The organism is Streptomyces sp. NPDC005533 (genome assembly GCF_042871845.1).
Taxonomy (GTDB): Bacteria; Actinomycetota; Actinomycetes; order Streptomycetales; family Streptomycetaceae; genus Streptomyces.
In genome coordinates this window covers 1-22,887 of record NZ_JBIAJH010000024.1, presented here as the reverse complement: position 1 = coordinate 22,887, position 22,887 = coordinate 1, and the positions used below count along the sequence as shown (strand labels likewise).

Sequence of the window (22,887 nt, the reverse complement as noted above, 5' to 3'; positions counted from 1 at the left end):
CACAGTCAGGCCGGCCCCTCCGACGGGAGCCAGGTGTAGCGGTGCTCCGGCCGGCCGGTCTCGCCGTAGCGCAGGGCCAGGGTCACGCGGGCGGTGCGTTCGAGCAATTTCACGTAGCGCTGGGCGGTCTGGCGGCTGATGCCCGCACGATCGGCGATCTGCTGGGTGGACAGCGGGCCCTCCGCGGAGCGCAGGACCTGGCGGACCAGTTCCGCGGTGGTCGGGGAGTGGCCCTTGGGGAGCTCGTTCGCGGGTCCCGCCACGGCGAGGGCGCCGAAGATCCGGTCCACCTCGGCCTGTTCGGCCTCGCCACCCGTCTCCAGGGTGCGGTGCAGGGCCCCGTACGCCTCCAGCCGGGTGCGCAGTCCGGCGAAGGTGAAGGGTTTGACCAGGTACTGGAGGGCGCCGAGGCGCATTGCGGCCTGCACGGTGGCGAGGTCGCGGGCGGCCGTGACCATGATCACGTCGGTGTGGTGGCCGAGCTGGCGCAGGCGCCGGACCAGGTCCAGGCCGTTCTCGTCGGGGAGGTAGTGGTCCAGGAGGACCAGGTCCACCGTCCGCGAGGTGAGGAACTCCAGGGCCTCGGCGGCCGAATGGGCCTGCGCCGTCACCCGGAAACCGGGAACCTTCGCCACGTACGCCGCGTTGATCCGGGCAACACGCATGTCGTCGTCGACGACCAATACGTGGATCGGGGACCCGTTCACCGCCCCGTTCACTGCCCGGTTCACCGCCCCGTTCATCGCAGGGCCTCCGGGAGTACGACGGAGAATTCCGCCCCTCCGTCCGCTGCTCCACCGGCCCGGGCGCTGCCGCCCTGCCGCTCCGCGAGGCGGCGTACGAGGGCGAGGCCCAGCCCCCGCTCGCCGTGGGCGCTGGGCTGCTTGGTCGACCAGCCCTCGGTGAAGATCTCCTCGCGGCGCGTGGCTGGCACTCCGGGGCCGCTGTCCCGCACTCGGAGCACGGCGGTACGCCCCTCCGCGCGCAGCTCCACCTCGACCAGGGGCGCCGCCGAACCGGCGGCGGCGTCCAGGGCGTTGTCCACGAGGTTGCCCATGATCGTGACGAGGCCGCCCGGGTCCACCAGGCGGTCGGGGAGGAGGGTGGTCTCGGCCAGCCGCAGGGGGACGCCGCGTTCGGCCGCGACGGCCGCCTTGCCCACGAGAAGGGCGGCCAGCAGCGGGTCGTGGACCTTCTCGGTGACCTGTTCGGCGGTCGTGCGGTGCACGTCGGCGACCTCGGTGACGAACTCCACCGCCTCCTCGTGCAGGCCCAGTTCCAGCAGGCCGAGGAGGGTGTGGAGGCGGTTGGCGTGCTCGTGGTCCTGGGCGCGCAAGGCGTCGATGAGGCCCCGGGTGGAGTCGAGTTCGCGGCCCAGGCGTTCCAGCTCGGTGCGGTCGCGCAGGGTGGCGACGGCGCCGCCGTCCTCGGTGGGCATGCGGTTGGCGACCAGCACCCGGGGGCCCTGGACGGTGACCAGGTCCCGGCCGGTGACGCGGCCCGCCAGCACGTCGGCGGTGCGGCCGCCGCCGAGTACGTCGTCCAGGGGGCGACCCGCCACGGTGCCGGCCGAGTCCGGGGCGAGGCCCAGCAGCCGGGCGGCCTCGTCGTTCACGAGCCGGACCCGGCCCTCGCGGTCGAGGGCGATGACGCCCTCACGGATGGAGTGCAGCATCGCCTCGCGCTCCGCGAGCAGGCCGGAGATGTCGGAGAAGGCCAGGTCCCGGGTCTGGCGCTGGATCCGGCGGGAGAGCAGATAGGCCGCCAGGGCGCCCGCGGCCAGTGCACCGCCCGCGTAGGCGAGCAGGCCCGGGATGGCGCCGAGCAGCCGGTCCCGGACGCTGTCGTAGGCGATGCCCACCGAGACGGCGCCGACGATCTCGCCGTCGGCGGCGACCAGCGGGACCTTGCCGCGCGCGGAGCGCCCCAGGGTGCCGTCGTCGATCTCCATGACCTCGCGGCCCGCCAGCGCGTCGCTGGGGTCGGTGGAGACAGGCAGCCCGATCCGGTCGGCGCTCGGGTGCGAGCGGCGGATGCCGTCCAGGTCGAGGACCACCACGTACTCGGCCCCGGTGGCCCGGCGGATCCGCTCGGCCGAGGACTGCACGGGGCTGTCCCGCGAGGCTCCGGAGTCCAGGAGGTCGGCGGCCAGCGAGGGGTCGGCCGCGGCGCTCTGCGCGATCGCCAGGGCGCGCCGCATGGCCTGGTCGTCGAGCTGAGCGCTCAGCGGCGCCAGGAAGAGTCCCATCGCCAGCACGGCGACCCCGGCGGCGATGGCCAGCTGGGTCAGCAGGATCTGGGTGACGGCCCGTCTGGGCAGCCCGAGGCGCCGAGCGCTCATGAGGGGGAACCGCATGGGCAGCAACGGTAGGCCGGGCCCGGCCGGAGGGGAACGCCTGCGCCGAGCTTGTCGGGTTCGCCACTTCTGTCGTGTTCGGCCCGTGGGGTGCGCCTCACTGCGGGTGAGGTGGCGTCACGGCAGCGGCTGGGGCGGGCGGGGCCCGTGGTACTGCCCGCTCGGCCGCATCCGCAGCGGCCGCTCCTGGTACTCCTCCAGCGCGTGTGCCATCCAGCCCGCCGTACGGGCCACCGCGAAGATCGTCTCCCCGGCCTCCGCGGGCATCCCGCACGAGACGGTCAGCACCGCCAGCGCCAGGTCCACATTGGCGTGCAGCCCGCCCTGCCGGGCCATCACCGCGGCCACCTCGCGGGCCGCGGCCAGCGCGGGAGCGGCCTGCTCCAGCGCTTCCAGCCGGGCGAACAGCGCCCGCGCGCGGGGGTCCTCGCCCTGGTAGAGCCGGTGTCCGAGCCCGGGTACCCGGCGCCCGGCCCTCAGGTACTCCGCCACCACCGGCGCCGCCCCGTCCTGTTCCAGCACCTCCACCAGCATCCGGTGCGCGAGCCGCCCGGCCGCGCCGTGCAGGGGCCCTTCGAGCGCGCCGAGCCCGGCGGAGACCGCCGCGTACGGATGGGCCCGCGCCGAGGCGGCCACCCGTACGGCCAGGGTCGAGGCGGCCAGGTCGTGGTCGACCAGCAGCGCCAGCGCCAGGTCGAGCACGGCCAGGGCGTCCGGGTCCGGCTCCACGGCCGTCAGCCGGGACCACAGCTGCCGGGCGATCCGGCCGTCGCCGGCCCACCGGTCCGCGCCCACCGCGGGGAGCGCGCCGACCAGCGTGGGGATCAGACAGCGCGCGGAGCCGAGCACCGCCTCCTCGGACAGGTCGAAGCGGAGCGGGTCCGCCACCGCGGCGGCGGCCACCGCCACCCGCAGCCGGTCGATGGGCCCGCCGTGGGCGGGCAGCGCGGCCACGGCCCGCCGGGCCGCCGCCAGCGCCTCCGGGGGAGCCGAGAACCGTGCCCCCCGCACGACGGTCCCGGTCCAGAGCCACTCCGCGACCTCCTCGTAGCGGTACGCCGAGGCCAGCGCCACGGCGTCCACGCCCCGGAAGTAGTACCGGTCCGGCTCGATGAGGGTGAGCGCCGTACGGACGGAGAGCTCCCCGGCGGGAGCCGCCGCCTCGCGCCGGCTCCGCCGGGCCAGCGCCTCCACCTCGGCCGCGTCGAAGGTGCTGCCCCGGCCGGCCGGGTCGCGGCGGCTGCCGAGCTGGCCCCGGCTGACGTACGCGTACACCGTCGCCGGTTTCACACCGAGTACCCGCGCCGCCTCCTGTGTGCTGAGCCTGCGCCCGCCGTCCCTCTCGTCGCTCATGGCGACCACCCTACAGATGAATGGATATATTGATTCAATCAACATTGACAGGGATTCAATCCATCATGGATGGTCGGTGCATGAACACCACCGACAGCACCATCGAAGGACCGCGCGGCCTCGCGGGGGTCGTGGTCACCGAAACCGAGTTGGGCGACGTCCGGGGCCGCGAAGGCTTCTACCACTACCGCCAGTACTCGGCCGTCGAACTCGCCGCCCACCGCGGCTTCGAGGACGTCTGGCACCTGATGTTCCGCGGCACCCTGCCCGCCGACTCCGCCGAGCGGGCCGCCTTCGCCGCCGAGACCGCCGCACTGCGCCGGCTGCCGGAGGAGGTACGGGACGCCCTGCCCGGCCTGGCGCGGGCCACCCGGCTCTCGGGCCCGCTCGCCGGACTGCGCACCGCCCTCTCGCTGCTCGGCGCCTCGGCCGGATTCCGGCCGGTGTACGACCTCGATCCCGCCCGCCGGGCCGCCGACGCGCTGGCCGCCTGCGCCGCCGTACCGACCCTGCTGACCGCCCTGCACCGGCTCGGGCAGGGGCTGGAGCCCGTCGAGCCGCGCGAGGACCTCCCGTACGCCGCCAACTACCTGTACATGCTGACCGGCCAGGAGCCCGGCCCGGTCGAGACCCGCGCGATCGAGCGGTACCTGATATCCACCGTCGACCACGGCTTCAACGCCTCGACCTTCACCGCCCGCGTCATCGCCTCCACCGGCGCCGACGTCGCCGCCTGCCTCACCGGGGCGATCGGTGCGCTCTCAGGCCCGCTGCACGGCGGCGCACCCAGCCGCGCCCTCGACACCCTCGACGCCATCGGCACCGTGGACCGGATCGGGCCGTGGATCCGCGAACGCGTCCTGGCGGGCGAGCGGATCATGGGCTTCGGCCACCCCGTCTACCGCACCGAGGACCCCCGCTCGCGCATGCTGCGCGAGATCGCCCTCCAGTTCGGCGGGCCCCTCGTGGACTTCGCCGTCGAGGTCGAGCGTCAGGTCGAGGAGATCCTCGCCGAGCTCAAGCCCGGCCGGGAGCTGCACACCAACGTGGAGTTCTACGCGGGCGTGGTCATGGAGCTCTGCGGGCTGCCGCGCGAGATGTTCACCCCGACCTTCTGCGCGGCCCGTGTGGTCGGCTGGAGCGCGAACATCCTCGAACAGGCCGCCGATTCGAAGATCATCCGTCCTGCCGCCCGGTACAGCGGCCCCACCCCGCCCCAGCCGGTGCCGCTGATCGACTGACGGACCGACGGGCGATCGGCCGATCGACCGCCGGAGCCTGGCTACGATCGACAGGGTGAACAGCAGGCAGCCCATCCCCGTCATCGTCCTCGCCGGTTTCCTCGGATCCGGCAAGACCACCGTGCTGAACCACCTCCTCGCCGGCCGCGGGGGCACCCGGATCGGGGTCGTCGTCAACGACTTCGGATCGATCGAGATCGACGCGATGTCGGTGGCCGGACAGGTCGGGGACTCGATGGTCTCCCTCGGCGGCGGCTGCCTGTGCTGCGCCGTCGACGGCAGCGAGCTGGACGCCTACCTGGAGAAGCTCTCCGCACCCGTCCACCGCATCGACGTGATCGTCATCGAGGCGAGCGGGCTGGCCGAGCCCCAGGAGATGATCCGGATGCTCATGGCCAGCGAGAACCCCGCCGTCCGCTACGGCGGGCTGGTGCAGATCGTGGACGCGGCCGAATTCGACGCGACGCGGGAGTCGCACCCGGAGACCGACCGCCACCTCGCCGTCGCGGACCTGGTGGTGCTCAACAAGACCGACCGCGTCGACGCCGGCGAACGAGCCCGGATCGAGAGGGAACTCGACGCGCTCTGCGCCCCCGGCACCCCGGTCGTGGGAGCCGACCACGGGCGGATCGACCCGGAACTGCTCTTCGACCGGCGCCCCTGGACCGAGACGCGGGGGCAGCTCTCCTTCGAGGACCTCCTCGCGGAGGCCGAGGGCCACGACCACCACACCCACGCGCACGCCGTCTACGAGAGCACGGAGTTCACCTGCGACCAGGCGCTCTCCCCGCGCCGGTTCATCGACTTCCTCGACCGGCGGCCGGCGGGGCTCTACCGAATCAAGGGCTTCGTGTGGTTCGGGATCCCCGGCCACGAGGAGAAGTACGAGGTCCACGCGGTCGGCCGGTTCCTCCGCTTCGCCCCGCAGCCCTGGGGGCCGGGCGAGGCCCGGCTGACGCAGCTGGTCCTGATCGGCGTCGGCACCGACGGCCCTGGACTGGTCGGGGAGTTGGAGGCCTGCCGCGAGGAATCCCCGCAGGACGCGTCGCCCGAGAGCATGTGGGGTGTGCTGCGGTACGTCGCCGAGCCCCGGCCCGCGACCGGTCCGGAGGCCGAGGCCGAAGCCGACGTCGAAACCGGCGTCGGAGCGGAGCCGGGGTCCGGACTCGGAGCCGAGGCCCGGGCCACCTGGTGACCTGACCGGGCCACCGGGGCACCGGGCCACTCGGCCGTCCCGCTCAGACCGCGGGGACCGTCTCGCCCAGGAAGCCGATCAACAGGTCCGTCACCGCGGCGGGCCGCTCCAGGCTGGGGAGATGGCCGGCCCAGGGCAGCTCGACGTGCCGGGTGTCGCCGAGCAGGCCCGGCAGCCGGGCCGCGATCTGCCGGAAGTCCGCCAGGTCGAGGCCGCCCGAAAGCGCCAGACCGGGCGCCTTGACCGCCGACAGGTCGATGTCCACGTTCTTGCGCCCGGCCCCCTCGGGGGCGGCCAGTTGCACCTCGAAGGCACGCCGCTGCATCTCGCGCACCTCGTCCCGGACCGCTTCCCCGGCCTCCGGCCCCAGGAAGGTGTCCACGTTCAGCTCCACGGCCCCCGCGATGTCACCCGCCTCGATCAGCGCGTCCTCCCGCTCGCCGAACGCACGCAGCTCATCGCCCGGCTCGTGCCCGGGCAGGCCCGAGCACAACAACGCCATGGCGGACACCCGCTCCGGACGGCGTGCGGCGATCTCCAGGGCAACACGTCCGCCGTACGAGGACGCGATCAGCGCCGCCTGCTCGACGCCGAGGGAGTCCAGCAGGTCCAGTACGTCCTCCGCGTCGTTGTGACGCCGGTCCGGCAAGAGGCTCTGGCCGAAGCCCCGGAAGTCGCACCGCACCACCCGGTATCCGGCGTCGAGCAGGGGCCGCCACTGCGGGTCCCACATCCTCCGGTCACACACGGCGGAGTGCAGCAGCACCACCGCGGGGCCGTCACCGGCTGCATCGTAAGCAAGAGTCATACGGCAGACCCTAGGCGACCTCGACCCCGTACTCGCCCAGCAGGGCTTCCAGACCGCCGCGGTAGCCCTTGCCGCCGATCACGAAGTCCCAGTCGCCGTTGGGCCGGCGCCGGAACGAACCGAGGACCAGGGCCGTCTCGCCGGCGCGACCGTCGGAGACGTCGAGCCGGCCCAGTTCGTCCCCGCCGGCCGACAGCAGGCGGATGTGGGCGTCGGTGAACCCGGCGAGGTCGGCGTGCGGATCGGCCTCCGGATCGATCGCGGCCACCAGGACCAGGCGGTCGGCCTGCGACGGCAGGGCGTCGAAGGAGACCTCCAGCGCAGCCTTGTCGGGCGTCGCGTGTTCCCGGGACCGGACCGAACCGTCCGGGGTGCGCGGGTTGTTGTAGAAGACGAAGTGGTCCTCGCTCAGCACCCGGTTGCCCGTGCAGACCAGGGCGCACACGTCCAGGGCGACCGCACCCGACCAGGACATGCCGAGCACGTTGTGGTCGGCCGAAGGGGTGGGCTCGGCCGTGCGCTGTGACGCCTGACCACCGCCGAGGCGGCCGCGCAGCCCGTACTGGTGCAGCAGCTCCACGAGTTCGGCTCCGGGAACCAACTCCAGCGGCTTGCCGTTGGCAAAGGTGTACGACGTCGGCCCGAAGGACGAAGTGGTGACCAACACCCCCTTGTTCGCCCCCGCGTCCTGGACCGTGCCGTACAGGTCGCGCACCGCCGTGGGCGGCACCGTGTTCCGGTAGCGCTTGACCTGCACCACGATCCGCCCGCCCCGGATCGGTGCCGGGTCCAGTGCCTCGACGTCCACGCCGCCGTCGCCCGACCGCTGCGTGGTCACCGCCTCCATGCCCATCGCCCGGAAGAGCTCCGCCACCAGGTTCTCGAAGGCGATCGGATCCATCTCGAACAGGTCCGGCTCGTCCTCCCCGTCGCCGGATTGTCCGCCGTGGCTGACGACGCCGCCGACCTCACCGGGTCTGCGGCCCGCACGGATCCCGGTCCGCTGGTCCGGTCGCCCCGACAGCTGCCCGCGCAACCCCTCCACCAGGCAGTCCACCGCGCTGACCTGTTCCAGTCGCAGTCCCGCGAAGGCGGTCCGCTCCGCCGACACGGTGGCGAGCACGATCTGTGCCTCCCGGCCCGTCACCGGATCGTGGTCGTCGACGAAGCCGTTGACCACCACCGTGTCCAGGGCGCCGAACTCGTCCGCGGCGTACAGATCGCGCACCACCAGCAGCACGCACTGCGCCAGCAGGTCCCGGTAGACCGCCCTTCGCTGCGCCGCCGGGCGGACCGTCTCCTTGTCCTGGTCCGTACTCGGCACGTACCGCACCGACTTGGTCTCCGGGACGACTCCGTAGCGGGGCAGCTCCCAGTCGAGCACCAACTGGCGTGCCGCCTGGTCGTACGCGGCCGACACCTGCCTCGGCAGTTCCTCCGGCCAGGCCGTCGAGGCGTACAGGGCCGCGGAGAAGTATGCGACGACGGCCTCCGCATCGCCCGCGCGCAGCCTTGCGGCCAGTTCGCTCAGTCCGCGGTTGTGCGCACGGATCGCGGCGAGCTTCTCGGCCGCCCACCGGTCGTAGTGCTGCCGGTTTTCGGCGAGCTGTTGCCGACGCCTGGTCTCCGCGGCCTGTGCCTTCTGGTAGGCCCGCGTGTACTGGGCGTGCGCCTCGCGCTCCGCCTGGACCCGCCGGTAGGAACCCAGCGCCATGCCGCTGCTCTGCTGCTGGAACTGCTCGATGCGGGGTATCGCCACCGGATGCGCCAAGGGCCCCGGCCGGAACGGTTCGAGCTCCTCGCTCTGCACCAGCGAGGCCATCCGGAACGCCGCCGCCCGGCAGCCTGTGGCCAAGAGGTTCTGCAGTGCCGAGACCTCGGCCTCGATGGCCTCCGTGCGACGCCGTGCCTCGACCTCGCGGTGCTGTCGGTAGGCGGCCTGCTGCTCGCGCTCACCCCGGGCGACGTCCCGGTCCCATGCGCGTCGGCGGCGCTCCGCCTCGCGCTGCTGGATCACCTGCGTCCGCTGCTGCCTGCGCTGAGCCTCGGCCCAGTCTCCGATCATCCCGCTCGACTGACGGCTCACCAGTTTTCCCCCGCCCCCACCGCAAGCACCAACGGGAAAACACTAGTCGCCATTCGGGTGGTACGTCCCCCGGACGTACCACCCGAATGACCGCGTACCTCCTACAGCGCGGCGCCCGCCAGCGCCGCGACCGGCGCGGGCAGCGGCGTGCCCGAGCCGTCCCGGCGCGGGTCCACGGCCGGCAGCTCCGCCGGAGTGCCGTTCGCCGTCGCCGCGCGGACGGGAGAGCCGCCCGCCCAGGCCAGCACGAGCACGTCCTCGCCCTTCAGGAACCGCTGGCAGCGCACACCACCGGTGGCCCGGCCCTTGCGCGGGTACTGGTCGAAGGGGGTCAGCTTCCCCGACGTCATCGAGTCGTCCAGCGTGCCGTGCGAGCCCGCCACCGTGAACACCACGGCGTCCCGGCCGGGGTCGACGGCCGAGAAGTGGATCACCTTGGCGTTCCCGGCGAGCTTGATGCCCGCCATGCCGCCCGCCGGACGGCCCTGCGGACGCACCTGGCCCGCCGGGTAGCGCAGCAGCTGGGCGTCGTCGGTGATGAAGACCAGGTCCTCCTCGCCCGTCCGCAGTTCCACCGCGCCGACGATCCGGTCACCGTCCTTGAGGGTGATGACCTCCAGCTCGTCCTTGTTGGCCGGATAGTCCGGCACGACCCGCTTGACCACGCCCTGCTCGGTGCCCAGCGCCAGGCCCTGCGAGGACTCGTCCAGCGAGGTCAGGCAGATCACCTTCTCGTCCGCCTCCAGCCCGGAAAGGAACTCCGAGACCGGGGCGCCGCCCGCCAGGTTCGGCGCGGCGTGCGTGTCCGGCAGCTGCGGCAGATCGATCACCGACAGCCGCAGCAGGCGCCCGTACGAGGTGACCGCGCCGACGTCGGCCCGGGCGGTGGCCGCGACCTGCGAGACGATCAGGTCGTGCTTGGCGCGGGCGCCCTCCTCCTCGGGCAGCGGCTCGCCGTTCGCCGTGCGCGCCAGCAGGCCCGTCGAGGACAGCAGCACGCGGCACGGGTCGTCGGCGACCTCCAGCGGGACGGCCGCCACGGCGGTGCCCGCCGACTCCAGCAGCACCGTACGGCGCTCGGTGCCGAACTTCTTCGCGACCGCCGCCAGTTCCGTGGAGACGAGCTTGCGCAGCTCCGTGTCGGAGTCCAGGATCCCCGTGAGCTCGTCGATCTCGCCGGTCAGCCGGTCGCGCTCGGACTCCAGCTCCAGCCGGTCGAACTTGGTGAGCCGGCGCAGCGGGGTGTCCAGGATGTACTGCGTCTGGATCTCGCTCAGCGAGAACCGCTCCATCAGCCGCGCCTTGGCCTGCGCGGAGTTCTCGCTGTCCCGGATGAGCCGGATGACCTCGTCGATGTCGATGAGCGCCACCAGCAGGCCCTCGACCAGGTGCAGCCGGTCGCGGCGCTTGGTGCGGCGGAACTCGCTGCGCCGCCGGACGACCTCGAAGCGGTGGTCGAGGTAGACCTCCAGCAGCTCCTTGAGGCCCAGCGTCAGCGGCTGCCCGTCGACCAGCGCCACGTTGTTGATGCCGAAGGACTCCTCCATCGGCGTCAGCTTGTAGAGCTGCTCCAGCACGGCCTCCGGGTGGAAGCCGTTCTTGATCTCGATCACCAGGCGCAGGCCGTGCGCGCGGTCGGTGAGGTCCTTGACGTCGGCGATGCCCTGGAGCTTCTTCGACCCGACCAGGTCCTTGATCTTCGCGATGACCTTCTCGGGGCCGACCGTGAAGGGCAGTTCCGTGACGACCAGGCCCTTGCGGCGCGCCGTCACGTTCTCCACGGCCACCGTCGCACGGATCTTGAAGGTGCCGCGGCCGTTCTCGTAGGCGTCCTTGATCCCGGACAGGCCGACGATCCGGCCGCCGGTGGGCAGGTCGGGACCCGGCACGAAGCGCATCAGCGCCTCCAGGTCCGCCTGCGGGTGGCGGATCAGGTGCCGGGCGGCCGCGATGACCTCGCCGAGGTTGTGCGGGGGCATGTTGGTGGCCATGCCGACTGCGATCCCGGACGCGCCGTTGACCAGCAGGTTCGGGTACGCGGCGGGAAGCGCGACCGGCTCCCGCTCCTGGCCGTCGTAGTTGGCGGTGAAGTCGACGGTGTCCTCGTCGATCGACTCCGTCATCAGCGACGTGGCGTCGGCCATCTTGCACTCGGTGTACCGCATGGCGGCCGGCGGGTCGTCGTTGCCGAGCGAGCCGAAGTTGCCGTGCCCGTCGACCAGCGGCAGCCGCATGGAGAAGGGCTGGGCCATGCGGACGAGCGCGTCGTAGATCGAGGCGTCACCGTGCGGGTGGAGCTTGCCCATGACCTCGCCGACGACACGGGCGCACTTCACGTAGCCGCGGTCGGGCCGCAGCCCCATCTCGTTCATCTGGTAGACGATGCGGCGGTGCACCGGCTTCATGCCGTCCCGGGCGTCGGGAAGGGCGCGGGAGTAGATCACCGAGTACGCGTACTCGAGGAAGGAGCCCTGCATTTCGTCGACGACGTCGATGTCGAGGATCTTCTCCTCGAAATCCTCCGGCGGCGGGGTCTTCGTGCTGCGGCGGGCCATCGCTGCGCGGCTCCTTAACCAAGAATGGGGGGTGCTGGGTGTCTGGCGGGACTGCTGGGGTCTGGCTGGGTCTGGCCGGTCTTGCCGGGTGGGCGGGTGTCCGGACGGGGTACGACGCGGACCATTGTGGCCCGAGGCACCGACAACGCCGACTCCGACCCCGGGGGAGTGACCCGGGAACTTATCCGGCGGCCGACGCGCTTGCATACAGTGGCAGGTCTGACAGAAATCTCTGCATCGCGATCGAAGGGACCACATGCCCATGGGTCACACGGCCACAGCCCAGGCCGGCTCCGGCGGCCTGACAGCGACCGAGCACCGGCTGGCCAACGGCCTGCGCGTGGTGCTCTCCGAGGACCACCTGACCCCGGTCGCCGCGGTCTGCCTCTGGTACGACGTCGGTTCGCGCCACGAAGTCAAGGGGCGTACCGGCCTTGCTCACCTCTTCGAGCACCTGATGTTCCAGGGTTCGGCGAGCGTCCCGGGCAACGGCCACTTCGAGCTGGTCCAGGGAGCCGGCGGCTCCCTCAACGGCACCACCAGCTTCGAGCGCACCAACTACTTCGAGACGATGCCGACCCACCAGCTGGAGCTCGCGCTCTGGCTGGAGGCGGACCGGATGGGGTCGCTGCTGGCCGCCCTGGACGAAGAGTCCATGGAGAACCAGCGCGACGTCGTCAAGAACGAGCGCCGCCAGCGGTACGACAACGTCCCGTACGGCACGGCCTTCGAGAAGCTGACGGCCCTGGCCTACCCCGAGGGCCACCCGTACCACCACACCCCCATCGGCTCCATGGCCGATCTGGACGCCGCCTCCCTGGAGGACGCGCGCGCCTTCTTCCGTACGTACTACGCGCCCAACAACGCGGTGCTCTCGGTCGTCGGCGACATCGACCCCGAGAAGACGCTCGCCTGGGTCGAGAAGTACTTCGGCAGCATCCCCGCGCACGACGGCAAGCAGCCGCCCCGCGACGGCTCGCTGCCCGACGTCATCGGGGAGCAGCTGCGCGAGGAGATCGTCGAGGACGTCCCGGCGCGGGCGCTGATGGCCGCCTACCGGCTGCCGCACGACGGCACCCGCGAGTGCGACGCCGCCGACGTGGCCCTGACGATCCTGGGCGGCGGGGAGTCCTCGCTGCTGCACAACCGGCTGGTACGGCGTGACCAGACGGCCGTCGCGGCCGGCTTCGGCATGCTGCGCCTGGCCGGCGCGCCCTCGCTGGGCTGGCTGGACGTCAAGACCTCCAGCGGCGTGGAGATCCCCGCCATCGAGGCGGCCGTGGACGAGGAGCTCGCGCGGTTCGCCGCCGAGGGCCCGACGGCCGAGGAGATGGAGCGGGCCCAGGCGCAGCTGGAGCGCGAGTGGCTGGACCGGCTGAGCACGGTGGCCGGCCGCGCCGACGAACTGTGCCGCTTCGCGGTGCTCTTCGGCGACCCGCAGCTGGCGCTGACCGCCGTCCGGCGCGTCCTCGACGTCACCGCCGAGGAGGTGCAGGCCGTGGCCGCGGCCCGACTGCGCCCGGACAACCGCGCGGTGCTCGTCTACGAGCCGCTCGCGGCAGACGACGACGAGAACGACGAGTCCGACGAGAACGAGGGGGCGGAGCAGTGAGCGACACCGCAGCCGTCACGATGACCTTCCACCCGCGCCCGCAGGCCGGCGAGCCGCAGCCGTGGGCCTTCCCGGCCCCCGACCGCGGGCAGCTGTCCAACGGGCTGACCCTGCTGCGCTGCCACCGGCCGGGCCAGCAGGTGATCGCGGTCGAGGTCAATCTCGCCGCCCCGCTGGACGCCGAGCCCGAGGGCCTGGACGGCGTGGCGACCATCATGGCGCGGGCGCTCTCCGAGGGCACCGACAAGCACTCCGCGGAGGAGTTCGCGGCCGAGCTGGAGCGCTGCGGCGCCACCCTCGACGCCCACGCCGACCACCCGGGCATCCGGGTCTCCCTGGAGGTCCCGGCCTCCCGGCTGGCCAAGGCGCTGGGCCTGCTCGCCGAGGCGCTGCGCGCCCCCGCCTTCGCCGACGCCGAGGTGGACCGCCTGGTCCGCAACCGGCTCGACGAGATCCCGCACGAGCTGGCCAACCCCCAGCGCCGGGCCGCCAAGCAGCTCTCCCACGAGCTGTTCCCGGCCTCCCTGCGGATGTCCCGGCCGCGCCAGGGCACCGAGGAGACCGTCGCCCGGATCGACTCCGCCGCCGTACGCGCCTTCTACGAGGCCCACGTACGCCCCGCCACCGCCACCGCGGTGGTCGTCGGCGACCTGACCGGCATCGACCTGGACGCCGTGCTCGCGGACACCCTGGGCGCGTGGACGGGCAACACCGCCGCGGCCCTGCCGGTGCCGCCGGTGACCGCCGACGACACCGGCCGCGTGGTCATCGTGGACCGGCCCGGCGCGGTCCAGACGCAGCTGCTGATCGGCCGGATCGGGCCGGACCGCCACGACCAGGTCTGGGCGGCCCAGGTGCTGGGCACGTACTGCCTGGGCGGCACCCTCACCTCCCGCCTGGACAAGGTGCTGCGCGAGGAGAAGGGGTACACGTACGGCGTGCGCGCCTTCGGCCAGGTGCTGCGCTCCACCGCGGACGGCAAGGGCGCCTCGATGCTGGCCATCAGCGGCTCGGTGGACACCCCGAACACCGGTCCGGCGCTGGAGGACCTCTGGAAGGTGCTGCGCACCCTCGCGGAGGGCGGTCTGACCGATGCCGAACGCGATGTGGCGGTACAGAACTTGGTGGGCGTGGCCCCGCTGAAGTTCGAGACGGCGGCCTCGGTCGCGGGCACCCTCGCCGACCAGGTCGAGCAGGAGCTGCCGGACGACTACCAGGCGCAGTTGTACGCCCGGCTGGCCGAAACGGGCACCGTGGAGGCGACTTCGGCGGTCGTGAAGGCCTTCCCGGCGGACCGCCTGGTCACGGTCCTGGTGGGCGACGCGGCAGTGATCGAGGAGGCGGTGCGCGCCCTCGGGATCGGGGACGTCTCGGTCGTCACCAACTGACCTGTCGGTGACGGCCGGCTGACGGTCGACCGACGGATCACGCAGGGGCTCTGGCGGGCTTATCCGCCGGAGCCCCTTTTGTCCGTTTGGCGGCTAGGTTGCTCGTATGGGGTGTGGCGTACGCAACAAAAAGGCGCGTCTGTTTGGCGATTGACTGATGATCCGCCTAGCGTCGGCCGTGCTGTTCGTCAGTTGTGCCCGCCGCACCCGCGGCACCGGACAGCGATCGCCGAGTCCCCGTCAGGCGCGAGCCTGGGGAGCCGGGGACCCACATGCGTCCCTGGGGTGAATCGGACCCCCTCGCAAGAGGAGGCCCGTAGGAGACCTTCCTGCTCCGAACCCGTCAGCTAACCCGGTAGGCGAGAAGGAAGGAAAGGATCAAACCCTTCATGGCGTTTGGCAGTCGTCCCGCTGGTACCGGTAAGCACCGTGGCTCCAGCCGTCTGAGCAAGAAGACCGCCGGTTACGCCGGTATCGCCGCGATCGCCACCACGGGTGTCGTCGGCTCCCTCGCCGCCCCGGCCTTCGCCGCGGACAACCACAGCAGCTCCGCCCCGGAGAACGGGCTGGGTGCCGTGGTCGTCGCCGAGGACCTCGCGGGGGACATCGCCGACCAGGCCGACTCCCAGCAGCGCGCCGCCGAGCACGCCGCCGCCAAGGCGCAGGCGGAGGCGGAGGCCAAGCAGAAGGCCGCCGAGGCCAAGCGCCTCGCCGAGGCCAAGGCGAAGGCCGAGCGCGACGCCGCCGAGCGTGCGGCCCGCGAGGAGGAGCGCAAGCGCCTCAACACCTTCGTCGCCCCGGTCGACGGCTCGTACGTCAGCACGCAGTACCACGCGGGCGGCGGCATGTGGTCCTCCGGCAGCCACACCGGCATCGACTTCCACGCGGCCTCCGGCACCTCGGTCCACGCGGTGGGCTTCGGCACCGTCGTCGAGGCCGGCTGGGGCGGGGCGTACGGCAACAACGTCGTCATCAAGCACAACGACGGCACCTACACCCAGTACGGGCACATGACCTCGCTGAACGTCTCCGTCGGCGAGCAGGTCACCCCCGGCCAGCAGATCGGCCTGTCGGGCTCCACCGGCAACTCCAGCGGCCCGCACCTGCACTTCGAGGCCCGCACGGGCTCGCAGTACGGCTCGGACATCGACCCGATCGCGTACCTGCGTTCGCACGGCGTCAGCCTCTGACCCCGTCCGCACCTTTTCCGAAGGCCCCGGCTCCCCGAGCCGGGGCCTTCGTGTTGCGTCCCTGTGCAAATGTTTCGCATTTTCGGCCGCTCTCGGAAATTATCGTGTTGCAATAGAGTCGCAGCACGCGCACGTGCGTGCATTGAGGCTGGCAGTCGGAAATAGGCGGAGGTTCGGTCTTGCGTATTCCTGCGCACGCGGTATGCACGGCAATCCGCGCCGACATCGTCTCCGGGGCGTTCGAGCCGGGCGGCCGGCTGACCGAGGAGGTGCTGGCCCGCCGGTACGGCGTCTCGCGCGTCCCGGTCCGCGAGGCGCTGCGGACCCTGGAGTCCGAGGGCTTCGTGACCACCCGGCGCCACGCGGGGGCCTGCGTGGCCGAGCCGACCGAGCAGGAGGCCGCGGACCTCCTGGAGGTGCGGATGCTCCTGGAGCCCCTGGCGGCCGCCCGGGCCGCCCGGCGGCGCACCGAGGCGCACCTCAAGGTGTTGCGCGGGCTGGTCAGACTGGGGCAGGAGCGGGCCAGGCGGGGGCAGGGGGAGGATCTGCGGTCCCTGGGCGGCTGGTTTCACGAGACGCTCGCCCAGGCCTCCGGCAGCCCCGGGCTGATCGCGTTGCTCACGCAGATGCGGCACAAGGTGGCGTGGATGTACGTGGTGGAGGCGCCGGTGCGGCCGGTGGAGTCCTGGGCGGAGCACGGGGCGATCGTGGACGCGGTGGCCCGCGGGGACGCGGAGCGGGCTCGGGCGCTGACCGCGGTCCACGCCGACCGCGCGGCGGGGGCGCACCGGCTGCGGCTCCGTCCGGCGGTGAGCACTTCGCAACCTGCCGTAAACATGTCGAGCGGCCGGCATTAACAGGAGCCGTATACAAAGGTGGCGTCACACGAATTCGCCGCGCAGGGGTGGGGCGGATTTGTGGCGTGAATTCGCCCTGCCGCTGTGCAGTGAATTCTGGGGGAGCTGAATTCCGGTGGGGCCGAATTCCGGTGCGCCGGGATCCGGGCAGGGCTGTTCTCCCGCCCGGGGCTCCGATTTCCCGTGCCCACGACGAAGCCGCGGCCCCCGGAGGATCGGGGACCGCGGCTTCGTCGTGCGCGGGGATGCGTGCGGGAGCGAACCCGAAGGGTCAGACGGTCTCGGGGAGTTCCTCGAGGCCCTCGGCGACCAGCTTCGCGAGGCGGTCCAGCGCGGCGTCAGCACCCTCGGCGTCGGAGGCGAGGACGATCTCCTCGCCGCCCTGGGCGCCCAGGCCCAGTACCGCCAGCATGGAGGCGGCGTTGACGGGGTCGCCGCCGGCCTTCGCGATGGTCACCGGGACGCCGGAGGCGGTCGTCGCACGGACGAAGATCGAGGCGGGACGAGCGTGCAGGCCCTCGGCCCACCCGACGTTGACGCGGCGCTCTGCCATGGGGATGCCCTTCAGGTTCTTACGGTTGTCTAGACCAGTCTCTCACGACGCCCGGAATGCTCGTGCCGACCTTCGGCCCGGATCTGCCGCCGGTCGACCTTCCCCAGCTTGCACTCATTCGTCCCGGGTTGCCTCATGCGCCGCGCGGGGGCTGCACGGCCCCTCCCGGCCTTAAGGTGACCCCATGACCATCGAGTCGGACCCCTCGTACCCGGCCCACTGGGAAGCCGATGTCGTCCTGCGTGACGGCGGCACCGCCCGGATCAGGCCCATCACCACCGAGGACGCGGGCCGGCTCGTCAGCTTCTACGAGCAGGTCTCCGACGAGTCGAAGTACTACCGCTTCTTCGCGCCCTACCCCCGGCTCTCCGACCGCGACGTGCGCCGCTTCACGCACCACGACTACGTGGACCGGGTCGGCCTCGCCGCGACCATCGGCGAGGAGTTCATCGGCACCGTCCGCTACGACCGCATCGGCCCCGACGGCCGGCCCGCCTCGGCACCCGCCGACGAGGCCGAGGTCGCCTTCCTCGTCCAGGACGCCCACCAGGGCCGCGGGGTCGCCTCCGCACTCCTCGAACACATCGGAGCGGTGGCCAGGGAGCGCGGCATCCGCCGGTTCGCCGCCGAGGTGCTGCCCGCCAACACCAAGATGATCAAAGTGTTCACGGACGTCGGCTACCAGCAGAAGCGCAGCTTCGAGGACGGCTCCGTCCACCTCACCCTCGACCTCGAACCCACCGCCGAGTCCCTCGCCGTGCAGCGCGCCCGCGAACAGCGGGCCGAGGCCCGCTCGGTGCAGCGGCTGCTGGCCCCCGGCTCGGTCGCCGTCATCGGGGTCAGCCGCTCCGGCGCCGGCGTGGGCGCGGCCGCACTGCGCAACCTGCGCGACAGCGGCTTCCACGGCCACCTCTACGCCGTCAACGAGGCCGTCACCCGCGACCTGCTCGACGGCGTACGGGCCTACCGCGGCATCGGGGCCATCGGCGCCCCCGTCGACCTCGCCGTGATCGCCGTACCCGCCGAGCGGGTTCCCGACGTCGTGGCCGCCTGCGGCGAGCACGGGGTGCAGGGGCTCGTCGTCCTGTCCGCCGGATACGGGGAGAGCGGCCCGGACGGACTCGCCCGCCAGCGCGAACTGGTGCGGCAGGTGCGCTCGTACGGGATGCGGCTGATCGGACCGAACGCCTACGGGGTGATCAACACCGCCCCGGAGGTGGAGCTCAACGCCTCGCTGACGCCCGCGCCCATGCCGATGCGGGGCCGGATCGGCCTGTTCACGCAGTCCGGGGCGATCGGCATCGCCCTGCTCTCCGCGCTGCTGCGGCGCGGAGAGGGCCTGTCCTCCTTCGTCTCCGCGGGGAACCGGGCCGACGTCTCCGGCAACGACATCCTCCAGTACTGGTACGACGACGAGGCCACCGACGTCGCCCTGCTGTACCTCGAAACCCTGGGCAACCCGCGGAAGTTCACCCGCCTCGCCCGCCGGACGGCCGCGGTCAAGCCGGTGGTCGTCGCCAAGGGCGGCCGCCACACCCCGGCCGGCCACGTCGTCCCCGACACCAGGCTGCCGGAGGCGACCGTCTCCGCCCTGCTGCGGCAGGCCGGCGTCATCCGGGTCGACACCGTCACGGAACTGGTGGACGTCGGCCTCCTGCTGGCCGCGCAGCCGCTGCCCGCCGGGCCGCGGGTCGCCATCCTCGGAAACTCCGAGTCCCTCGGGGTCCTCACCTACGACGCCTGCCTGGCCCAGGGGCTGCGGCCGCTGCCGCCGCTGGACCTGACGACGGCGGCCGGGCCGGCCGACTTCCGGGCCGCCCTGGCCGCCGCCCTCGCCTCCGCCGACTGTGACGCGGTCGTGGTCACGGCCATCCCCTGGGTGAGCGAGCACGCCCTGGCCGACGACCTGGCCGCCGCGCTGCGGGAGGCCGTGGCCGAGGTTCCGGGCAAGCCCGTGGCGGTGGTGCACGTGGAGCTCGGCGCGCTCGTCGAGGCCCTGTCCGCGACGCGGGGCCTGCCCCACCCCGCCCCTTCCGGGAACCGGGACGCCGCCCCGGACCGCGCGCCCTACGAGCCGGCGGGACTGCTCGCGGCCGGCCCGGTGTCCGAGGACCGGATCCCCAGTTATCCCGCCGCCGAGCGGGCCGTACGGGCCCTCGCCGAAGCCGTTCGGTACGGCCAGTGGCGCCGCGGCCTCGCCGAGGGCGGCCACGTCCCCGAGTTCGAGGACGTGGACGAGGCCGGGACGGCCGCCCAGCTGGCCGGGCTGCTGGCCGACGTCGCCGACGGGGCCGTGCTGACCCTGGCGGAATGGGACGCCCGCGAGCTGCTCGCCCGGTACGGGATCACCGTCCGCTCCGCCCTGCCCGCGCCCAGCGCCGACGCGGCGGTCCGGGCCGCCGGGATCCTGGGCTACCCGGTGGCCCTCAAGACCACCGCCCCGCACCTGCGCCACCGGGCCGACCTGGGCGGCGTACGGCTCGACCTCGCGAACGAGGCCGGGCTGCGGCGCGCGTACGAGGAGCTCACCGACCTGCTCGGCAAGCCGGCCGAGCTCCAGCCGGTGGTCCAGGCCATGGTCCCGCGCGGGGTCGACACCGTCGTCCGCTCGGTCATCGACCCGGCCGCGGGCGCCGTCCTCTCCTTCGGGCTCGCCGGCGTCGCCTCCGAGCTGCTCGGCGACACCGCCCACCGACTGGTTCCGGCCACCGACCGGGACGCCGCCGGACTGATCCGCTCCATTCGGGCCGCACCCCTCCTCTTCGGCTGGCGCGGCAGCGACCCCGTGGACACCGACGCCCTGGAGGAGCTGCTCCTGCGACTGTCGCGCCTGGTGGACGACCATCCCGAGGTGATCGGCGTCTCCCTGGAGCCCGTCGTGGTCGCCGCCGAGGGCCTCTCGGTGCTCAGCGCCACCGTCCGCGTCGCGCACCCGCCCGCCCGCGGCGACCTCGGCCCGCGGACCCTCCCCAGTTACTGAGCGAAGACGACGCGGCCTGGGGGCCCCGTACGGGCCTTAGGATGGACCTCATGGCGAAATCCGGTACGACGACCCAGGGGCTGCGCACGGCGATCGAGCGCAGCGGCTACTACCCGGCCCTCGTGGCCGAGGCCGTGGAGGCCGCGGTGGGCGGCGAGCCGATCTCGTCGTACCTGGTCCACCAGGAGACGACCTTCGACTCCAACGAGGTGCGCCGCCACGTCACCGTGCTGGTCCTCACCGGCAACCGCTTCATCGTCAGCCACACCGACGAGCAGGCCGCCGACGCCGGGTCCCCGTCCCCGTACGCGACCACCTCCACCGAGTCGGTCAAGCTGTCCAGCATCTCCTCCGTGGTGCTGAGCCGTGTCGTCGCCAACCCGGAGTCCTACACGCCGGGCACGCTGCCCCGCGAGGTCGTCCTGACCATCGGCTGGGGTGCGGTCTCCCGGATCGACCTGGAGCCGGCCGCCTGCGGCGACCCGAACTGCGACTCCGACCACGGGTACACCGGCAACTCCACCGCCGACGACCTCAGCCTGCGCGTCAGCGAGGCCGGCGACGGCCCCGAGGCGGTGCGCCAGACCCTGGTCTTCGCGCAGGCGCTCAGCGAGGCGACGGCGGCCACGTCCACCTCCACCCCCGCCCGCTGATGGCGTACTCCGCGGCGCAGGAGTGGCCCGAGCCGGAGCTGCTGGACCTGGCCGGTGCTCCCGTCCCGGAGTACGGCACCGGGTCCCTCGCCGACCTGCTCCCCACGCTCGCGGCCGGCCAGGGCGTCCCCGGTTTCACCGCCGCCATCGCCGAGCTGACCCCGGCCGACCGGAACTGCGTGTTCCTGGTCGACGGGATGGGCTGGGAGCAGATCAAGGCCCACCCGGACGAGGCCCCGTACCTCACCTCGCTCCTCGGCAGCTCGCGCGGCGGTACCGGCCGCCCGATCACCGCGGGCTTCCCGGCGACCACCGCCACCTCGCTGGCCTCCGTCGGCACCGGCCTGCCGCCCGCCCGGCACGGTCTGCCCGGCTACGCCGTGCGCAACCCCGCCACCGGCGAGCTCATGAACCAGCTCCGCTGGCACCCGTGGACCTCGCCCAAGCCCTGGCAGCCGTACCCGACGGTCTTCCAGCTGGCCGACAAGGCCGGGGTGGCGACCGCCCAGGTGTCCTCGCCCACCTTCCAGACCACCCCGCTCACGAAGGTCGCGCTGAGCGGCGGCACCTTCCTCGGCCGGATGACCGGCGAGGAGCGGATGGACCTGGCGGCCGACCGCCTCGCGGCCGGTGACCGCTCGCTCGTGTACACGTACTACAGCGAGCTCGACGGGGCGGGCCACCGGCACGGCGTGGACTCCGACGCCTGGCGCGGCCAGCTGATGCTGGTCGACCGGCTCGTGCAGCGGCTCGCCGAGCAGCTGCCGCCGCGCACCGCGCTGTACGTGACCGCGGACCACGGCATGGTCGACGTCCCCTTCGACGAGGACGCGCGGATCGACTTCGACGAGGACTGGGAGCTCGGGGCCGGCGTGGCCCTGCTGGGCGGCGAGGGCCGGGCCCGGCACGTGTACGCGGTGCCGGGCGCGCAGAACGACGTCCTGACCGTGTGGCGCGAGGTGCTCGGCGACCGGTTCTGGGTGGCGAGCCGCGAAGAGGCGCTGGAACTGGGCTGGTTCGGCGCGCCGGGGGAGTGCGACGAGCGCGTGCTGGGCCGCATCGGCGACGTGGTCGCGGCCGCCCAGGCCGATGTCGCGATCACGGCCTCGCGGGCCGAACCGAACGAGTCCGCGCTCGTCGGCATGCACGGCTCCATGACCGCGGCGGAGCAGCTGGTCCCGCTGCTGGAAATCCGCACCTGACCCTCCGCACCCGATCCTCCGCCCCTCCCTTCCCTCCCGCACCTCCCGCCTCCGACCCGAAAGGTCCCGTACTTCCCATGCCCGAGCTCGTGTTCTTCTCCGGAACGATGGACTGCGGAAAGAGCACGCTGGCGCTCCAGATCGCCCACAACCGCGACGCGCGCGGGCTCCAGGGCGTGATCTTCACGCGGGACGACCGGGCGGGCGAGGGCAAACTGTCCTCCCGCCTCGGCCTGGTGACGGAGGCGGTGGAGGCGCCGGAGGGCATGGACCTGTACGCGTACCTGGTCGCCGAGTTGTCGAAGGGCGGCAGGGCGGACTACGTGATCGTGGACGAGGCCCAGTTCCTGGCCCCCGAGCAGATCGACCAGTTGGCGCGGGTCGTGGACGATCTCGGCCTGGACGTCTTCGCGTTCGGCATCACCACCGACTTCCGTACGAAGCTGTTCCCGGGCTCCCAGCGCCTGATCGAGCTGGCGGACCGACTGGAGCAGCTCCAGGTGGAGGCCCTGTGCTGGTGCGGGGCCCGCGCCACCCACAACGCCCGCACGATAGACGGCGAGATGGTCGTCGAAGGCGCCCAGGTCGTCGTCGGCGACGTGAACCGCCCGGCCGGGGAGATCGGCTACGAGGTCCTCTGCCGCCGCCACCACCGCCGCCGCATGACCTCGGCCGCGGCCCGCGCGGGCGCCCTCTCCCCGGACGTCCTCCCGGTCAACCACACCTAGGCCGTCTCTTCCGGATCTTGCCTCGCCCGCGCCGCCCGGCAAGATCCGAAAGAGACGACCTAGTGACCTGAGTCAGAGGTTTGTCGTTGGTTGGGGTATGAGTCGTCCTGGCCCGAAGATTCCGCCGTTG

General features: G+C 72.7%; 17 protein-coding genes and 1 riboswitch. Of the genes, 10 read left to right on the top strand and 7 right to left on the bottom strand.

What is annotated here, in order from left to right:
• Window positions 1-5: 5 nt before the first annotated feature.
• The 3 genes from ACFYP3_RS23550 to ACFYP3_RS23540 form a co-directional block, all read right to left on the bottom strand.
• On the bottom strand, window positions 6-707 hold the full coding sequence (locus ACFYP3_RS23550) for a response regulator (RefSeq protein ID WP_388836002.1): 702 nt from the start codon (window positions 705-707) through the stop codon (window positions 6-8).
• A gap of 32 nt (window positions 708-739) precedes the next feature.
• On the bottom strand, window positions 740-2,341 hold the full coding sequence (locus ACFYP3_RS23545) for an ATP-binding protein (RefSeq protein WP_388835782.1): 1,602 nt from the start codon (window positions 2,339-2,341) through the stop codon (window positions 740-742).
• Window positions 2,342-2,473: 132 nt separating this feature from the next.
• Entirely contained in the window at window positions 2,474-3,709 is a 1,236-nt protein-coding gene (locus ACFYP3_RS23540; protein ID WP_388835779.1) for a citrate synthase, read from the bottom strand.
• 80 nt (window positions 3,710-3,789) lie between these two features.
• Here ACFYP3_RS23540 and ACFYP3_RS23535 point away from each other — a divergent pair, with 80 nt between their 5' ends.
• Complete coding sequence (locus ACFYP3_RS23535) at window positions 3,790-4,950, top strand: citrate synthase/methylcitrate synthase (protein WP_388835776.1); 1,161 nt, start codon at window positions 3,790-3,792, stop codon at window positions 4,948-4,950.
• Between the two features lie 55 nt (window positions 4,951-5,005).
• Window positions 5,006-6,145 carry a CobW family GTP-binding protein gene (locus ACFYP3_RS23530; protein WP_388835773.1) on the top strand — a complete coding sequence of 380 codons (1,140 nt, stop codon included), beginning with the start codon at window positions 5,006-5,008 and terminating at the stop codon, window positions 6,143-6,145.
• 43 nt (window positions 6,146-6,188) lie between these two features.
• Here ACFYP3_RS23530 and ACFYP3_RS23525 read toward each other — a convergent pair whose 3' ends face one another.
• The 3 genes from ACFYP3_RS23525 to ACFYP3_RS23515 form a co-directional block, all read right to left on the bottom strand.
• Window positions 6,189-6,953 (bottom strand): alpha/beta fold hydrolase, encoded by a 765-nt coding sequence (locus ACFYP3_RS23525; RefSeq protein ID WP_388835770.1) that lies wholly within the window; start codon window positions 6,951-6,953, stop codon window positions 6,189-6,191.
• Window positions 6,954-6,963: 10 nt separating this feature from the next.
• Entirely contained in the window at window positions 6,964-9,018 is a 2,055-nt protein-coding gene (locus ACFYP3_RS23520; RefSeq protein ID WP_388835999.1) for a restriction endonuclease, read from the bottom strand.
• A gap of 122 nt (window positions 9,019-9,140) precedes the next feature.
• Entirely contained in the window at window positions 9,141-11,594 is a 2,454-nt protein-coding gene (locus tag ACFYP3_RS23515) for a DNA topoisomerase (ATP-hydrolyzing) subunit A (protein ID WP_388835767.1), read from the bottom strand.
• Between the two features lie 262 nt (window positions 11,595-11,856).
• On the opposite strand from ACFYP3_RS23515, the gene ACFYP3_RS23510 reads away from it, so the two are divergent.
• The 4 genes from ACFYP3_RS23510 (at window position 11,857) to ACFYP3_RS23495 (ending at window position 16,641) form a co-directional block, all read left to right on the top strand.
• On the top strand, window positions 11,857-13,206 hold the full coding sequence (locus ACFYP3_RS23510; protein WP_388835764.1) for a M16 family metallopeptidase: 1,350 nt from the start codon (window positions 11,857-11,859) through the stop codon (window positions 13,204-13,206).
• A gap of 20 nt (window positions 13,207-13,226) precedes the next feature.
• Window positions 13,227-14,594, top strand: coding sequence for a M16 family metallopeptidase (locus tag ACFYP3_RS23505; protein WP_388835996.1), 1,368 nt, complete (start codon window positions 13,227-13,229; stop codon window positions 14,592-14,594).
• A gap of 217 nt (window positions 14,595-14,811) precedes the next feature.
• A riboswitch (cyclic di-AMP (ydaO/yuaA leader) is annotated at window positions 14,812-14,971 on the top strand.
• Window positions 14,972-14,983: 12 nt separating this feature from the next.
• Window positions 14,984-15,784 carry a M23 family metallopeptidase gene (locus ACFYP3_RS23500; RefSeq protein WP_376618967.1) on the top strand — a complete coding sequence of 267 codons (801 nt, stop codon included), beginning with the start codon at window positions 14,984-14,986 and terminating at the stop codon, window positions 15,782-15,784.
• Window positions 15,785-15,963: 179 nt separating this feature from the next.
• The gene (locus ACFYP3_RS23495) at window positions 15,964-16,641 is read left to right on the top strand and encodes a GntR family transcriptional regulator (RefSeq protein ID WP_388835761.1); all 678 of its coding nucleotides are present in this window, start codon (window positions 15,964-15,966) and stop codon (window positions 16,639-16,641) included.
• 271 nt (window positions 16,642-16,912) lie between these two features.
• On the opposite strand, the gene ACFYP3_RS23490 is transcribed toward ACFYP3_RS23495, so the two are convergent.
• On the bottom strand, window positions 16,913-17,194 hold the full coding sequence (locus ACFYP3_RS23490) for an HPr family phosphocarrier protein (protein ID WP_007267025.1): 282 nt from the start codon (window positions 17,192-17,194) through the stop codon (window positions 16,913-16,915).
• 184 nt (window positions 17,195-17,378) lie between these two features.
• Between ACFYP3_RS23490 and ACFYP3_RS23485 the strand changes: the two genes are divergently transcribed.
• From ACFYP3_RS23485 to ACFYP3_RS23470, 4 genes are all read left to right on the top strand, one after another.
• Window positions 17,379-20,174 carry a GNAT family N-acetyltransferase gene (locus ACFYP3_RS23485; RefSeq protein WP_388835758.1) on the top strand — a complete coding sequence of 932 codons (2,796 nt, stop codon included), beginning with the start codon at window positions 17,379-17,381 and terminating at the stop codon, window positions 20,172-20,174.
• A gap of 50 nt (window positions 20,175-20,224) precedes the next feature.
• On the top strand, window positions 20,225-20,827 hold the full coding sequence (locus tag ACFYP3_RS23480; protein WP_030385644.1) for a DUF5998 family protein: 603 nt from the start codon (window positions 20,225-20,227) through the stop codon (window positions 20,825-20,827).
• On the top strand, window positions 20,827-22,029 hold the full coding sequence (locus ACFYP3_RS23475) for an alkaline phosphatase family protein (RefSeq protein WP_388835754.1): 1,203 nt from the start codon (window positions 20,827-20,829) through the stop codon (window positions 22,027-22,029). The genes ACFYP3_RS23480 and ACFYP3_RS23475 overlap by 1 nt, the downstream gene beginning before the upstream one ends.
• 77 nt (window positions 22,030-22,106) lie before the next feature.
• Window positions 22,107-22,757 carry a thymidine kinase gene (locus tag ACFYP3_RS23470; RefSeq protein WP_388835751.1) on the top strand — a complete coding sequence of 217 codons (651 nt, stop codon included), beginning with the start codon at window positions 22,107-22,109 and terminating at the stop codon, window positions 22,755-22,757.
• The last annotated feature ends 130 nt before the right edge of the window (window positions 22,758-22,887 follow it).